Genomic DNA, 15,289 nt, shown 5'->3' with positions numbered 1-15,289 from the left:
GTGCCAACCAAGGTTGGCACCTACCAGAGCGGCCGGTATTCCGGTCAGACGCCCGCGGCGCGCTTCCAGAATGCCTGCACCAGCGGCGGCCATTTGCCGACGCAGCCCAGCGCGCGGCCGCGGGCCAGGGTCAGGTGCATCTCGTCATTGGAGAACAGGCGGTTGATCGCATCGAAGCTGTAGGCGGCGATGTGAGTGTCGCTGCGGCGTTCGCGGGCCCAGCGCTGCAGCCGCTGCGGTGAAAGGCGTGGCTGGCCGCGGCGTTCCGTCGAAGGCGCCAGCCACTGCTGCAGGGCGGCGACATCGCGCAGGCCCAGGTTCACGCCCTGCCCGGCCAGCGGATGCACGACATGCGCGGCATCGCCCAGCGCCAGTACGCGACCGGCGACATAGTGGCGAGCGAGCTGACGACGCAGCGGGAACGCCGCACGTGCCGAAGCCAGCCGCAGTTCGCCCAGGCGGGCGGCAAAGGCGCGGGTCAGTTCGCGGTTGAACGCCGCTTCGTCCAGTGCCAGCACGCGCGCGGCTTCATCCTCCGGAAGGGTCCAGACGATCGAACTGCGGCGCTCGGCCACCGGCAGCAGCGCCAGCGGTCCGGTCGGCAGGAAGCGCTGCCAGGCCGTGGCCTGGTTCGGCAGTTCGCTGTCCACGTAGGCCACCACGCCACGCTGGTGGTAGTCATGCCGCTCGACCTCGATCCCGGCCAGCTGGCGCAGGGTCGATTCGGCGCCGTCAGCGGCCACCGCCAGCGCCGCTTCCAGGCGACGGCCGTCGTCGAGGCGCAGCCGCACGCCGGCCTCGTCCTGCTCCAGCGCCTCCACCCGCGCCGGGCAATGCAGCTGCACGCCCGCGGCCGGCAGCGCCGCCCACAGGCGATCCTGCAGCAGGCCGTTCTCGACGATGTAGCCGAGCTCGCGCCGACCGAAGCGGTCCGCGTCGAACAGCAGGTCTTCGCCACCCGCGGCGTCCCACACCTGCATGCGCCGGTACGGCCACGCGCGGGCCTGCGCGATGGCAGGCCACACGCCGAGCCGGTTCAACAGCTGCACATTGTCAGCGGCGAAGGCAAACACCCGCAGGTCCGGCTGCGCGGCCTGCCAGGGCGCCGGTTCACGCCCTTCCACCAGTGCGACCGATAGCCCCGCATCGGCCAGTGCCAGCGCGCAGGCCGCGCCCACCACGCCGCCGCCGACGATCGCCACGTCCAGTCGCGCGCGCCGGTTCATGCGGCTTCTCCACGGCACAGGCGCGGCACCTCGCCGCGGAAGCCCATCGCGCCACCGACCAGCATCGACTGCACCGCAGCACGTTGCGCGGCGACCAGGCCGAGGCTGCGCAGCGGTCGCATCAACGGTGCCGGATTGCTGGTCAGCCGCGCCAGGCCACCGGAGAACGCCACCGTCTGCCGGCGGTCCTCCTCACGGCGCGCGACATAGGCCTGCAGCAACGCGTCACTGCCGGCGTCCTCATGCGCATCCTCCAGCAGCTCGGCCAGGGTCAGCGCATCGCGCAGGCCCAGGTTGAAGCCCTGTGCGCCCAACGGGTGGATGGTCTGTGCGGCATTGCCAAGCAGTACCGCGCGCTCACCGGCCAGCGCGCGCGCCAGCACCTGGATCAGCGGATACGCACTGCGCGGGCCGGAGTCGAGCAGGCGGCCGGCACGCCAGCCGATCGCATGCTGCAGCCGCTGCAGCCAGGCGGCATCATCCAGCGCCATCACCGCGTCGGCTTGGTCGCGCGCAACACCGTGCACGGTGCCGAAGTGGCGGTCGCCTCGCGGCAGCAGCGCGGTCGGGCCGGTATCGGTGAAGCGCTCCCACGCCGTGCCATCCGGCGCGCGCTGGCTGCGCACGCGGGCGACAAACAGCGTCTGCTGGAAATCATGGCGGTCGACCTCGATCCCCAGCGCATCGCGCACGCCACTGGTGGTGCCATCGGCACCGACCACCAGCCGGGCCAGCAGCACGCGTTCGCCCGCCTCGTCGGCCACCCGCACCTGGCGGTAGCCATCGAGTACCCCGCCCAGCCCCAGGAAACGCATCGGCCGGTAACGGCGCAGTCGCGGCAGCTCCTGCAGCCGTGCCTCCAGGGCCTGGCCGAAGTCGCGCGCAACCACCACCTGGCCGAACCAGGGCCGGTCATAGTCACTGGCCTCAAGCTGCACGCGGCCGAAATCACCGGCGCGGCTGACATGGATGCGGCGGATCGGGCCCGGTGCCATCGCCAGCTTCTGCATCACCCCCAACGCGGTCAGCGCGTTGACGGTGGCCGCGGCGAAACTGAGGTTGCGCTGGTCGAACACCGCCGGCAGCTCACCGGCGGGACTGGCCTCGAGCAGGCCTACGTCGCGGCCGAGGCGCTCCAGGGCAATGGCCAGGCTGGCGCCGACCAGGCCGCCTCCGACGATCAGCACGTCATGTCGTTCACTCATGTGTTCATGATACGCGCTCGCCCCGACTGTACGCCGAACGGGACCACGCCTGCGCCATCCCGTGCGGCGGGCTAGAATGAAACCTGAATCCGCCCCGGGCCCCCACCATGTCCGACACTGCCAACCGCGCCTTCGTCCTGTCCGTACTCGTACTGCTGCTGGCGGCGACCCGGGTCAATCACTTCGCGGCCATTCCCGATGCGTCCTGGGCCGTGTTCTTCATCGGCGGCTTCTATCTGGCGCGCTGGACGCGCTGGGCGTTCCCGCTGCTGATGGTGTTCGCGGTGCTGGTCGACTGGATCGTGATCCGCAGCAGCGGCCTGGATTTCTGGCAGCACTACTGCGTGTCGCCGGGCTACTGGCTGCTGCTGCCCGCGTATTTCTCGCTGTGGGCCGGCGGCATGCTGCTGGGCCGCAACTACCAGGGCGCGCGCTGGCCTGTGCTGGCCAAGGGCGCGCTGCTGCTGGTCGCCTCGGTGGCGGTCTGCCACCTGCTGGCGCAGGGCGGCTTCTACTGGACCAGCCGCAACGTGGCCGAACCGACCCTGGCCGGCTGGGCGCAGAACTACGCGCAGTGGTTCGGGCCGTACCTGCGCACCACCGCAATCTACGTGGCGCTGGCCGCCGCCCTGCAACTGGCCGTGGAGCAGGTCCTGAAGCTCCAGCAGGCCCGCCGCGACATCCGCCACTGAGCCGCGCCATGGGCCATCGCCTCTCGCGCATCTACACCCGCACCGGCGACGACGGCAGCACCGGCCTCGGCGACGGCCAGCGCGTGGCCAAGGATGACGCGCGCGTTGCCTCCTTCGGCACGGTCGACGAGGCCAATGCGGCGCTCGGCCTGCTGCTGGCGGCGCCGCTGCCCGAAGACGTGCGAGCGCTGGTCGTGCACCTGCAGCACCAGTTGTTCGACCTGGGTGCCGAGCTGTGCATCCCCGGCCACGCCGCGATCCATGCCGCCGATGTCTCGGCGCTGGAACAGCAGCTGGACCACTACAACGCCGGCCTGCCGATGCTGAAGGAATTCATCCTGCCGGCCGGGGGCGAAGCCGCCGCGCGCTGCCACCTGGCGCGCACCATCGTCCGTCGTGCCGAGCGCGAGACCGTCGCGCTGGCCCGCCGCGAGGCGGTGCGCAGCGAGGCGCTGCAGTACCTCAACCGGCTGTCGGACCTGCTGTTCGTGCTGGCCCGGGTGCTGGCCCGTGCCGATGGCCACGGCGAGGCGCTGTGGCAGCCACAGCAGCGCCAGCGCTGAGTCGGCACGATGCTGGTCTATACCCATCCGTCCTGCCTGCTGCATGACCCCGGCCCCGGGCACCCCGAATGCCCGCAGCGCCTGCAGCATGTGCTCGATGCCCTGCATGCGGCGTTCCCCGGCCAGCTGCAGTGGCGCGAAGCCCCTCCGGCCAAGTTCGGCGAACTGACCCGCGTGCACGACAGCGCCCTGCTCGACGTGGTGCTGCAGCCCCAGACCGCCCCGCTGCGCCAGCTGGACATGGACACCTGGACCTCGCCGGGATCGGCCAGCGCCGCCGTGCATGCCGCTGGCGCCGGCGTGGCCGCCGTCGATGCGGTGATGCTCGGCGAGGATCCGCTGGCCTTCTGCGCGGTGCGGCCCCCGGGCCACCACGCCACCAGCAGCACCGCGATGGGCTTCTGCCTGCTCAACAACATCGCCATTGCCGCTGCCTACGCCCGCGACCGCCACGGCCTGGAACGGATCGCCGTGGTCGACTTCGACGTGCACCACGGCAACGGCACCCAGGACATCTTCCAGCACGATGCCCGGGTTTCGTACTACAGCACCCACCAGGCCGGGCTGTTTCCCAACTCGGGGCTGCGCCGCGACCGCGGTGCCGGCAACCTGATGAACATCCTGCTGCCGCCCGGAAGTGGCGGATTCCGCTTCCGCAATGTCTGGGCCGACGAAATGCTGCCGGCCATCGATGACTTCCGCCCGCAGCTGCTGTTGATCTCGGCCGGCTTCGATGCGCACCTGCGTGACCCGCAGGCCGATCTGATGCTGGAGACCGACGATTTCGCCTGGATCACCGGCGAGCTGCATGCGTTGGCACGCCGTCACGCGGCCGGCCGGGTGGTCTCGATGCTGGAGGGTGGCTACGACCTGCAGGCACTGGCCGAGTGCAGCGTGGCGCATGTCCGGACCCTGATTTCAGGCGCCGGTGGTACCGTTGCCGGATGAACCCGAACCGGCAGTCTCCACCGCCCTTCATTGCCCCTATGCAAGGGATGGGGCAAGCTACCGTCCGTTTTCGCCCGAATCCGAACCGCGTGCGCCGAGCCCTCCGACTGCTTCCCCTGCCTCTGAGCATCGCCATCAGCCTGCCGGCGATGGCCGACGACAAGCCGCTCAACTGGGGCCTGTGCCCGGCTACCGACGTGATTCCCGCGTTCACCGACGCACCCACCCCGGTCCCCGGCCAGGACAAGGCCGCCGCCGCGGCCGCCCGCGAGCAGCAGTCGACCGACATCGAGGGCGACCAGCTGCTGGGCACCACCACCGTGCCGCAGTACGAGGGCAACGTGGCGCTGCGCCGTGGCGACCAGTTCGTCGGCACCGACAAGCTCAGCTTTGATACCGAGACCGGCAACTACATCGCCGACGGCAATGTCCGTTACCAGGACGGGTCGATCCGGATGATCGCCAAGCGTGCCGAGGGCAACCAGGAAAGCGACACCCACAAGATTTCCGACATCAAGTACCAGCTGGTGTCGCGTCGCGGCAACGGTGACGCCGAGTCGGTCGACCTGCAGGGCGCGGTCGGCCAGATGCACCGCTCGACCTACACCACCTGTGATCCGTCGCAGCCGGTCTGGAAGCTGTCCGCGCCGCAGATCGAGGTGGACAACGACGAGGGCTTCGGCACGGCCCGCAACGCCGTGCTGCGTATCGGCAACGTGCCGGTCCTGTGGGCGCCGTACTTCAAGTTCCCGATCGATGACCGCCGCAAGACCGGCCTGCTGTTTCCGCAGCTGGGCATGTCCGGCCGCAACGGTTTCGACTACGCGCAGCCGATCTATTTCAATCTGGCGCCGAACTACGACGATACGCTGACGCCGCGCTACATGAGCCGGCGCGGGCTGCTGCTCGACAACGAGTTCCGCTACCTCTACAACGGCGGCCGTGGCGAGCTGCTGACCTCGTTCATCCCCAACGACAAGCTGCGCGACCGCGACCGCGGCCGGGTGGTGTTCACCGGGTATCACAACCTGGATGAGCACTGGCAGGCCCGCGCCAACCTGGCCTGGGTCAGCGACGAGCGCTATGTCGAGGACTTCGCCAACCGCCTTGTCGGCGTGACGGCCTCGAACCTGCAGAGCACCGTGGGCCTGTATGGCACCGGCCAGAACTGGACGGCCGGGATCATGGCCGACCGCTGGCAGCTGACCGACTACACGCTCAACGAGAGCGCCCTGCCCTACAACCGCCAGCCGCGCCTGTTCCTCAACTGGGACAAGCCGGTGCTGCCGTGGCTGGACGCCGGCGTCTACGCCGAAGCGGTGCGTTTCACCCACGACGACATCAACTACAAGTACGACGCCAGTGCCGGCCCGGACCTGCAGTACACGCGCAATGGCCTCCAGCAGCGATCCGGCGTGGGCGTCAGCGGTGGCTCGCGCCTGGACGTGAAGCCGTACGTGTCGTTCCCGATCAGCGGCGCGGCCTGGTACGTCACCCCCACCCTGGCCTATCGCTACACCGGTTACCAGCTGGACCGCAGCCTGGTGGACGGCGTCAATGGCATCCGTGGGCAGATCCTGCGTTCGCAGGGCATCGATCCGACCACCGCCACGCCGGAACAGCTGCGCGGCAATACCTCGCCCAGCCGCAGCCTGCCGATCGCCAGCCTCGATGCCGGCCTGTTCTTCGATCGCGAGACCAGAATCGGTGGCAAGTCGTTCCTGCAGACCCTGGAACCGCGCCTGTTCTACCTGCGCACGCCCTACCGCAACCAGGACGAGCTGCCGATCTTCGATACCCGTGATTTCACCTTCAGCTGGGGCCAGCTGTTCCGCGATTCGCGCTATACCGGCGCCGATCGCCAGAACGATGCCAACCAGCTGACCCTGGCCCTGGGCACCCGCTTCATCGACCAGACCACCGGCAAGGAACGGTTCTCGGCGGCCATCGGCCAGATCCAGTACTTCGACGAGTCGCGGGTGACGCTCCCGGGTGGCGCGCCAGTGGAAAAGGGCAAGTCGGCCTGGATCGCCGACGGCAACTACATGATCAACGACCGCTGGACCCTGGGCGCCACCTACCAGTGGGACCCGAAGTACAAGCGCGAGGATCTGGCCAGCGTCCGTGCCCGCTACCTGATGCCCAACGATGGCGTGGTCAACCTCAGTTACCGCTATCGCATCAATGCCGGTGCCCCGGCCAGCGCCAACAAGCATGACCGGACCCTGCTGGAGCAGGCCGACCTGTCGTTCCTGTACCCGCTGAATGCGCGCTGGAGCCTGGTGGGCCGTTACTACTACTCCCTGCAGGACAAGGAACCGCTGGAAATCATCGCCGGCGTGCAGTGGGACAGCTGCTGCCTGGCCGTGCGCGCCGTGGCCCGCCGCTACGTGCGCAACCGCGAAGGCGACATGAACAATGCCATCCAGCTTGAGTTCGTGCTCAAGGGCCTGAGCTCCATCGGCCAGGACACGGACCGTACCCTGCGCCGTGCTATCCTCGGCTACAACCGCGACGACCTCTATCTCGTGCCGCCCAGCAACACCGGGGCGACCCGGGATGACTACGATCCGAATCTGATCCCATGACCAAGCGCTTCCCCGTTCTTCTCGCCTCGCTGCTGGCGGTGTCCAGCGTGTCCGCCCCCCTGCAGGTGCTTGCCCAGGAGGCGCAGCCGCTTGACCGCATCGCCGCCGTCGTCGATGAGGACGTGATCCTGCAGAGCGAGCTCCAGCGTGCGATCGCCAACATCAAGGCGCAGTACGCCGGCCGCGAAAACCAGCTGCCGCCGGAAGACGTGCTCAGCCGCCAGGTGCTCGAGCGCCTGGTGCTGGTCAAGCTGCAGGTCGCCCGCGCCCAGAGCAGCGGCATCCGGGTCGGCGACCAGGAGCTGAACCAGGCGATGAATGCCATCGCCCAGCAGAACGGGTCGACGCTGGACGCCCTGCGCCAGCGCCTGGCCCATGACGGTATCGACTTCAACGACTTCCGGGCGTCGGTGCGCGACGAGATCACCGTGCAGCGCCTGCGCCAGAGCTTCGCGCAGAGCCGCATCAGCGTCAGCGAGGGTGAAGTCGATGCCGCGCTGAAACAGCAGGCCACGGTGGGCAACCAGTACCACCTGGCGCACATCCTGGTGGCCCTGCCCGACGGCGCCAACGCCGACCAGATCGCCACCGGCCAGAAGAAGGCCGACGGTGTGAAGGCCCTGCTGGACAAGGGGGAGCTGGACTTCAACGCCGCCGCCGTCCGCTATTCGGACAGCCCCAACGCGCTGGAAGGCGGCGACCTGGGCTGGCGCAGCCTGGATGAAATTCCGCAGGCGTTCGCGCAGATGATGGAAAAGATGAAGCCCGGTGAAGTGGTCGGCCCGATCCGTGGCCCGAGCGGCTTCCAGCTGCTGAAGCTGGTGGACGTGCGTGATGCCAGTGCCACGGCCGGTGCGAATACGGTCACCGAGTACCACGGACGCCACATCCTGGTACGCGTGGACGACCACCAGACCGACGCGGCCGCCAAGGCCAAGATCGATACCCTGCGTGCCCGCATCGCCGGTGGCGCGGACTTCGAGACCGTGGCCAAGGAGTCCTCCGAGGACAACAACAGCAAGGGCCAGGGCGGCGATCTGGGCTGGTTCCCGGCCGATGCGTTCGGTCCGGCGTTCGGCCAGCAGGTCTCCGGCCTCCAGGATGGTGGCGTCAGCCAGCCGTTCCGTACCGATGCCGGCTGGCACATCGTGCAGCGCGTGGCCACCCGCCAGACCGACGTGACCAACGACAACCAGCGTGCACAGGTCCGCGAGACCATCGGCCGCCGCAAGCTGGAAGACGAGTACAACCGCTTCCTGCAGGAACTGCGTGGCGAAGCCTACGTCAGCTTCCGCAGCGGCGACCGCGCGGAAAACACCGCCACGCCGCCGCAGTCCTGACCGATGCGCCCCGAGCTCGCTCTGGTACCGGGCGAGCCCGCCGGGATCGGCCCGGAACTGTGTGTCCGACTTGCCCAGCAGCCGCGTGAAGACAGTCGGCTGCTGGCCTTCGCCGACCCGGATACCCTGCGCGCGGCTGCGGCCGCGCTGAACCTGCCCCTGCAACTGCTGCCCGAGGACGCCGAAGCGCGTGTCCCGGGTGATCTGCGCCTGCGCGTAGTCGCCAATGCCGTGCCCAGCCGGTTTGGCCAGGCTGATCCGGCCAACGCGGGGGCGGTCATCGACGCGCTTCTCGGTGCCGGCCAGGCCTGCCTCAGCGGCGAGCTGCACGGCGTGGTCACCGGCCCGGTGCACAAGGCGGTCATCAACGAAGGCGGCATCGCCTACAGCGGCACCACCGAACTGCTCGCCGACCAGGCCGGGCTGAAGGTGGTGATGATGCTGGCCAACCACATCGTGCGCGTGGCCCTGGCCACCACCCACCTGCCGCTGCGCGAGGTGGCCGATGCGATCACCGCGCCCGGCCTGGAACACACCCTGCGCACCGTGCATGCCGCGCTGCGGCGCGAGTTCGCCGTGCCTGCACCGCGCATTGCCGTGCTCGGCCTGAACCCGCATGCCGGTGAAGACGGCCATCTGGGCCGCGAGGAACTGGACCTGGTAATCCCGCTGCTGCAGCGCCTGCGCGCCGAAGGCATGGACCTGATCGGGCCACTGCCGGCCGACACCGCCTTCCTGCCGGCCAAGCTGGCCGCCTTCGACACCGTACTGGCCATGTACCACGACCAGGGCCTGCCGGTGCTGAAGTACTCGGGCTTCGAACAGGCAGTGAACCTGACCCTGGGCCTGCCCTATCCGCGCGTGGCGGTCGACCATGGCACCGCGCTGGATCTGGCCGGCCGCGGCATCGCCGATCCCTCCAGCCTGCAGGCGGCAACGGCGCTGTGTGCGCAGCTGGCGCGGCAACGTACACTGAGCGCATGAATTCCCCGCATTCCCCCTCCGGCCCGGTGTTCACCGCACCGGCCAAGAAGCAGCTTGGCCAGCATTTCCTGGCCGATCGCCACTACATCGACAAGATCGTGATGGCGGTCAATCCGAAAGACGGCGACCGCCTGGTCGAGATCGGTCCCGGCCAGGGCGCGATCACGCTGCCGCTGCTGCGCGTGCATCCGAAGCTGACGGTGATCGAGTTCGACCGCGACCTGATCGCGCCGCTGACCGCCGCCGCCGAGCCGCTGGGCGAGCTGACCATCGTCCATCGCGACGTGCTGCGCGTGGACTTCACCGAGCTGGCTGCCGGCCAGCCGATCCGCCTGGTCGGCAACCTGCCCTACAACATCTCCTCGCCGATCCTGTTCCATGCGCTGGAACATGCCGCCGTCGTCCGCGACATGCACTTCATGCTGCAGAAGGAAGTGGTCGACCGCATGGCCGCCGGCCCCGGCAGCAAGGTCTATGGCCGCCTCAGCGTGATGCTGCAGGCGTACTGCCAGGTGACTTCGCTGTTCGTGGTGCCGCCGGGTGCCTTCCGGCCGCCGCCGAAGGTTGATTCCGCCGTGGTGCGGCTGGTGCCGCGCGATCCGGCCAGCATCGGCATCAACGATCACAAGCGCTTTGCCGAGGTGGTCAAGGCCGCCTTCGGGCAGCGCCGCAAGACCCTGCGCAATGCGCTGAACAACGTGGTGTCCGCCGAGCAGTTCATCGCCGCCGGCGTGCGTCCCGATGCCCGCGCCGAACAGCTGGACGTGGCCGAATTCGTCGCTCTGGCCAATGCCTCCTGATTACACTGCCGGTATGGAAGACGCTGACGTTTATGCCATCTCCGTCGAAGTCGCGCCGCGCTTCCTCGACGATCAATCCGCACCGGAAGACGGTCGCTTTGCGTTCGCCTATACGATCCGCATCCACAACCAGGGACGGGTGGCCGCACGCCTGGTCGCACGCCATTGGCGCATCACCGATGCCAATGGCCGCGTCGAGCATGTCGATGGCGACGGAGTGATCGGCGAGCAGCCGCGGCTGCGCCCCGGTGAAGACTTCCGTTACACCTCCGGTGTCATGCTGGGGACCGATCACGGCACCATGCAGGGACACTACGACATGGTTGCCGACGATGGCACCGAATTTGCCGCGCCGGTCGCACCGTTCGTGCTGGCCATCCCGCGTACCCTGCACTGACAAGGAGGCCGAACGATGAGTGTGTGGGCGATCGGCGACCTGCAGGGCTGCTATGACGTCACCCAGCGACTGCTGGAGAAGATCCGCTTCGACCCGGCGCAGGACACCCTGTGGTTCTGCGGCGATCTGGTCAACCGCGGTGGCCAGTCACTGGAAACGCTGCGGCTGGTGCACTCGCTGCGCGAGCACAGCGTGGTGGTGCTGGGCAACCATGATCTTTCGCTGCTGGCCGTCGGTGCCCGCACCGAAGAGGAGCAGCGCAAGGTCAACCCGGACCTGCTGCGCATCGTGCAGGCAGAGGACCGCGATGAACTGCTGGACTGGCTGCGCCTGCAGAAGCTGGTGCACGTGGACCGCGAGCTGGGCTGGATGATGGTGCATGCCGGCCTGGCGCCGAAGTGGACCACGCAGATGGCCGAGAAACATGCGGCCGAAGTCGAGGCGCAGTTGCACGGCGCCGGCTACCGCAAGCTGTTCCGCAACATGTACGGCGACAAGCCCAGCTGGGCACCCAACCTGTCCGGCTATGACCGCTCGCGCGCGATCATCAATGTGCTGACCCGCATGCGCTACTGCACCCCGCGTGGGCGCATCGGCATCGAGGACAAGGGCACGCCAGGCACGCAGGAACAGGGGTTGTATCCCTGGTTCGAAGTGCCGGGCCGGGTCGAGCGCGACCTGAAGGTCGTCTGCGGCCACTGGTCCGCGCTCGGCCTGACCATCACCCAGGGTGTGCACGCCATCGACACCGGTGCGGTGTGGGGCGGGAAGCTGACCGCGCTGCAGCTCGATACCGATGAGCTGCGCGTGGTGCAGGTGCCGGGCCGCGATGTGCCGGCCCCCGTTGCCAACGCCCGTCCGCCGACGCGACCGGCACACGAGCGTCCTGCCGCTTCGGCACAGGGCAAGGAACTGGGCGGTGGCACACCTGCTGGTAACCCGGGCACCCGCGGCCCGCGCCGTCGTCGCCGTCGTGGCGGCGGTGGTGGTGGTGGTGGCTCCGCAGGCCCCGCCAACAACGGCGCCCCGCCGCAGGCATGATGCGACCGGGCCGGGCACCAGGGACGGTGCTGCTGCTGACGCTGGCGCTGGCCAGCGGCTGCCAGCCCGGTTCGCCTCCAACTCCCACGGCCGCGCAGGACGCCGCAGCCACGCCGGCACCACCGCAGGCGCCCTCGCCGCCGCTGGTGGCCGCCGCACGCGCACAGATCGGCGTCACCGTCCGCTACGATCCGGCTTATCAGGTGCTCACCTATCCCGGTGGTGACGTCGCGCGCGATCGCGGTGTCTGCACCGACGTAGTGGTGCGCGCCCTGCGCAGCCAGGGCCTGGATCTGCAGGCACGCGTGCATGAGGACATGCGTAGCGACTTCAGCGCCTATCCGGCGATCTGGGGCCTGTCACGGCCGGACCGCAACATCGATCATCGTCGCGTACCCAACCTGATGCGCTGGTTCGAGCGGCAGGGCTGGCAGCAACCGGTCACCGCCCTCGCCATCGACTATGCAGCCGGCGACATCGTCGCGTGGAAGCTCAACGGCAATGGCCTGCTGCACGTCGGCATCGTCTCCGACCGGCGGCTGGCCGATGGCACGCCGCTGGTACTGCACAACATCGCGCGCGGCACCCGCGAAGAGAACCTGCTGTTCCAGCACGCGATCATCGGGCATTACCGGATGCCGGCTCCGTAGAGTCGAGCTTGCTCGACTATGCCCTGTGTATCCACCAAGAGCAGTCGAGCAAGCTCGACTCTACAGATGCGTTGCGATCAGCGGCGCACGTAGTGAACGAAGCGGAACGCGTAGGCGTGGCGTTCGTCAGCCGGGTGCGGTTCGCTGCTCACTTCCTGCCAGTCGTGCGCATCCACCTCGGGGAAATGGGTGTCGGCCGGCACTTCGGCATCGACCCAGGTCAGGTACAGGTCACTGGCCTGGTCGAGCAGCTGACGGAAGATCTCGCCACCGCCGATGATGCACAGCTCGTTCGCGCCCTCGCCCTCGGCAATCGCCTTGGCTTCGTCCAGCGACGCCACCGCGCGCATGCCTTCAAATGGCACCTGCCCGCTGCGGGTCAGCACCAGGTTGGTCCGCCCCGGCAGCACGCGGCCGATCGATTCGGCGGTCTTGCGCCCCATCAGGATCGGCTTGCCGAGGGTCAGCGCCTTGAAGTGCTTGAAGTCGTCCGGCAGGTGCCAGGGCATGGCATTGCCCTGGCCGATGCCACGGTTGCGGTCCAGCGCGACGATCATCGACAGCTTCATCACGCTCACACCGCCACCGGTGCCTTGATCGCCGGATGCGGATCGTAGCCGTCGATGCGGATGTCATCGAACTGGAAGCCGAACAGGTCGGTCACGTCCGGGTTCAACCACAGCTTGGGCAGCGTGCGCGGTTCCCGTGACAGCTGCTCGCGGGCCTGTTCGAAATGGTTCGAGTACAGGTGCGCGTCACCCAGCGTATGCACGAAATCGCCCACGCCCAGGCCGGTGGCCTGCGCCACCATGTGGGTCAGCAGCGCGTAGCTGGCGATGTTGAACGGCACGCCGAGGAAGATGTCGCCGCTGCGCTGGTACAGCTGGCAGCTGAGCTTGCCGTCCACCACGTAGAACTGGAACAGGTTGTGGCACGGCATCAGCGCCATCTGCGAAAGCTCGCCCACGTTCCAGGCGCTGACCACCAGCCGGCGCGAATCGGGGTTGCGCTTGATCTCGTCCACCAGCCACTGCATCTGGTCGATCGCACCGCCATCGGCGGTCGCCCAGCTGCGCCACTGCTTGCCGTAGACCGGGCCAAGATCGCCATTCTCGTCGGCCCACTCGTCCCAGATGCGGACCTGGTTGTCCTTCAGGTAGCCGATGTTGGTATCGCCCTTCAGGAACCACAGCAGCTCGTGGATGATCGAGCGCAGGTGCAGCTTCTTGGTGGTGACCAGCGGGAAGCCGTCGTTGAGGTTGAAGCGCATCTGCCAGCCGAACACGCTGCGGGTGCCGGTGCCGGTGCGGTCGCTCTTTTCGGCGCCGTGCTCAAGCACATGCGAAAGCAGGTCCAGGTAGGCCTTCATGCCTTGCCCTCGGCGGCCACCATCGGCTGCGGCTGCAGCACCGGCGCGCGGCGCGACATCGCCAGCAGCACCAGGCCGAAGGCGATCAGCGGCAGGCTGAGGATCTGGCCACGGGTCAGCCAGTCGAAGGCCACGTAGACGCCGTTGTCGGGCATGCGCACGAACTCGACGGCGAAGCGGAACAGGCCGTACATCAGCGCGAACAGGCCGCCAACCAGGTAGCGGTGGCGCGGCTTGGCCGACACCACCCACAGCACCACGAACATCACCAGCCCTTCCAGGAACGCTTCATACAGCTGCGAGGGATGGCGGGCGAACTGGTTCAGCGCGCCGCTGGCGAACTGCGCCTGCAGGGTCGCGTGGTCCAGCTGGTTCAGCGGCGCCGGCAGGCCGGACGGAAACACCACGCCCCAGCTGCCGTCGGTGTACTTGCCCCACAGCTCGGCACCGATGAAGTTGCCGATGCGGCCGAAGCCCAGGCCCAGCGGCACCAGCGGCGCCATGAAGTCCATGGTGTCGAAGAAGTGCAGCGCGTGCTTGCGCGACCACCACCAGCAGGCGCCGAGCACGCCCAGCAGGCCGCCGTGGAAGCTCATGCCGCCATCCCACACCTTGAACAGCAGCAGCGGGTTGTGCAGGAAATCGCCCAGCGCGTAGAACAGCATGTAGCCGATGCGCCCGCCCAGCACCACGCCGAGCATGGCGTAGAACAGCAGGTCGGAGAAGCCGTTGGCATCAACGCCCGGCAGGCGCCCGTCGGCAATGCGCTTGCGGCCCAGCAGCCACGCCGCAGTGAAGCCGAGCAGGTACATGATGCCGTACCAGTGCACCTTGATCGGCCCCAGCGAGAGGGCGATGGGGTCGATGTCGTGGAAATAGATCATGGAAGGTGCCTTGCGGTTGAACGCCTATTCTCGGGCCAGTGCCGCCCCGGCTCAACCAAGGAGCTGCGGGGTGTTGGGCAGGCCGTCATCGTCTGACCGCGTCGCGGCCGGAAAGTGCCCTTCCACCAGGGTCGAAACCTCTTCGATGGCGCCGCGCAGCGCCTCGACCGGGTTCGGGCCGCGCAGGCCCTCGCGCAGATGGGTACAGACCCGCTGCCACTGCGCCGGACTGATCCTGCCGTGCAGGCCACGGTCAGCGACGATCTCGATCGCGTGGTCGGCCAGCAGCAGGTAGATCAGCACGCCGTTGTTGTGGGCGGTATCCCAGGTGCGCAGGCGGGCGAAGGCATGTTCGGCGGCCTGGCGCGGGGTGACCTTGCGCCACAGCGCGTCCAGCGGCAGGTCGGCCTCCACGGCGAACATCACCTGCCCGCCGTGGCGCTGCTCACCGGCGGCGATGGCCTCGGTGATCGCCTGCAGCGTGGCCGGCGGGAACGCGCGTCGTACCGACGGCGAGAACAGATGGCGGCACAGACGTTGGATCATCACCAGCCCCCCGATGCGCCGCCGCCGCCGGAACGGCCACCGCCGCCGCCCCAGCC

15 protein-coding genes and 1 pseudogene are annotated in these 15,289 nt (G+C 68.5%); 10 read left to right on the top strand and 6 right to left on the bottom strand.

The window, feature by feature from the left end; genetic code table 11:
- Positions 1-44 precede the first annotated feature (44 nt).
- Positions 45-1,226 carry a UbiH/UbiF family hydroxylase gene (locus O0J73_RS17275; protein ID WP_308309232.1) on the bottom strand — a complete coding sequence of 394 codons (1,182 nt, stop codon included), beginning with the start codon at positions 1,224-1,226 and terminating at the stop codon, positions 45-47.
- Entirely contained in the window at positions 1,223-2,431 is a 1,209-nt protein-coding gene (ubiH, locus tag O0J73_RS17270; protein ID WP_308309231.1) for a 2-octaprenyl-6-methoxyphenyl hydroxylase, read from the bottom strand. Before ubiH ends, O0J73_RS17275 begins: the two co-directional genes overlap by 4 nt.
- 107 nt (positions 2,432-2,538) lie before the next feature.
- Here ubiH and O0J73_RS17265 point away from each other — a divergent pair, with 107 nt between their 5' ends.
- From O0J73_RS17265 to O0J73_RS17220, 10 genes and pseudogenes are all read left to right on the top strand, one after another.
- Positions 2,539-3,123 (top strand): hypothetical protein, encoded by a 585-nt coding sequence (locus O0J73_RS17265; protein ID WP_008264471.1) that lies wholly within the window; start codon positions 2,539-2,541, stop codon positions 3,121-3,123.
- A gap of 8 nt (positions 3,124-3,131) precedes the next feature.
- Positions 3,132-3,686 (top strand): cob(I)yrinic acid a,c-diamide adenosyltransferase, encoded by a 555-nt coding sequence (locus O0J73_RS17260; protein WP_008265473.1) that lies wholly within the window; start codon positions 3,132-3,134, stop codon positions 3,684-3,686.
- A gap of 9 nt (positions 3,687-3,695) precedes the next feature.
- Positions 3,696-4,634 (top strand): histone deacetylase family protein, encoded by a 939-nt coding sequence (locus O0J73_RS17255; protein WP_133933862.1) that lies wholly within the window; start codon positions 3,696-3,698, stop codon positions 4,632-4,634.
- Between the two features lie 89 nt (positions 4,635-4,723).
- Positions 4,724-7,222, top strand: coding sequence for an LPS-assembly protein LptD (gene lptD, locus O0J73_RS17250; RefSeq protein ID WP_197564424.1), 2,499 nt, complete (start codon positions 4,724-4,726; stop codon positions 7,220-7,222).
- A pseudogene (locus O0J73_RS17245) lies at positions 7,219-8,547 on the top strand (peptidylprolyl isomerase); the annotation flags it as partial. The gene lptD and the pseudogene O0J73_RS17245, both read left to right, overlap by 4 nt.
- 18 nt (positions 8,548-8,565) lie before the next feature.
- Positions 8,566-9,546, top strand: a complete 981-nt coding sequence (gene pdxA, locus O0J73_RS17240) for a 4-hydroxythreonine-4-phosphate dehydrogenase PdxA (RefSeq protein WP_308309230.1) — start codon at positions 8,566-8,568, stop codon at positions 9,544-9,546.
- Positions 9,543-10,346, top strand: a complete 804-nt coding sequence (rsmA, locus tag O0J73_RS17235) for a 16S rRNA (adenine(1518)-N(6)/adenine(1519)-N(6))-dimethyltransferase RsmA (RefSeq protein ID WP_008266336.1) — start codon at positions 9,543-9,545, stop codon at positions 10,344-10,346. Before pdxA ends, rsmA begins: the two co-directional genes overlap by 4 nt.
- A gap of 13 nt (positions 10,347-10,359) precedes the next feature.
- Entirely contained in the window at positions 10,360-10,743 is a 384-nt protein-coding gene (gene apaG, locus O0J73_RS17230) for a Co2+/Mg2+ efflux protein ApaG (protein WP_133933858.1), read from the top strand.
- 15 nt (positions 10,744-10,758) lie between these two features.
- Entirely contained in the window at positions 10,759-11,784 is a 1,026-nt protein-coding gene (locus tag O0J73_RS17225) for a symmetrical bis(5'-nucleosyl)-tetraphosphatase (RefSeq protein ID WP_308309228.1), read from the top strand.
- Positions 11,781-12,434, top strand: coding sequence for a DUF1287 domain-containing protein (locus O0J73_RS17220; RefSeq protein ID WP_308309227.1), 654 nt, complete (start codon positions 11,781-11,783; stop codon positions 12,432-12,434). The genes O0J73_RS17225 and O0J73_RS17220 overlap by 4 nt, the downstream gene beginning before the upstream one ends.
- A 77-nt stretch (positions 12,435-12,511) precedes the next feature.
- Here the strand turns inward: O0J73_RS17220 and O0J73_RS17215 are convergent, their stop codons facing one another.
- Genes O0J73_RS17215 through O0J73_RS17200 form a run of 4 tightly spaced genes read right to left on the bottom strand, consistent with a single transcriptional unit; the run spans position 12,512 to position 15,233 of the window.
- A complete protein-coding gene (locus tag O0J73_RS17215) occupies positions 12,512-13,003 on the bottom strand; it encodes a dihydrofolate reductase (RefSeq protein WP_004154289.1) in 492 nt (163 codons plus the stop codon).
- A gap of 5 nt (positions 13,004-13,008) precedes the next feature.
- Positions 13,009-13,803 (bottom strand): thymidylate synthase, encoded by a 795-nt coding sequence (locus O0J73_RS17210; RefSeq protein WP_308309225.1) that lies wholly within the window; start codon positions 13,801-13,803, stop codon positions 13,009-13,011.
- Positions 13,800-14,687, bottom strand: coding sequence for a prolipoprotein diacylglyceryl transferase (gene lgt, locus O0J73_RS17205; RefSeq protein WP_004154286.1), 888 nt, complete (start codon positions 14,685-14,687; stop codon positions 13,800-13,802). The genes O0J73_RS17210 and lgt overlap by 4 nt, the downstream gene beginning before the upstream one ends.
- 51 nt (positions 14,688-14,738) lie before the next feature.
- Complete coding sequence (locus tag O0J73_RS17200) at positions 14,739-15,233, bottom strand: TPM domain-containing protein (protein WP_053448837.1); 495 nt, start codon at positions 15,231-15,233, stop codon at positions 14,739-14,741.
- Positions 15,234-15,289: the final 56 nt, after the last annotated feature.

Source organism: Stenotrophomonas sp. Sm6012 (assembly GCF_030985895.1).
Taxonomy (GTDB): Bacteria; Pseudomonadota; Gammaproteobacteria; order Xanthomonadales; family Xanthomonadaceae; genus Stenotrophomonas; species Stenotrophomonas forensis.
The sequence above is the reverse complement of the archived record's forward strand: the minus strand, read 5'-3'. Positions and strand labels throughout refer to the sequence as shown.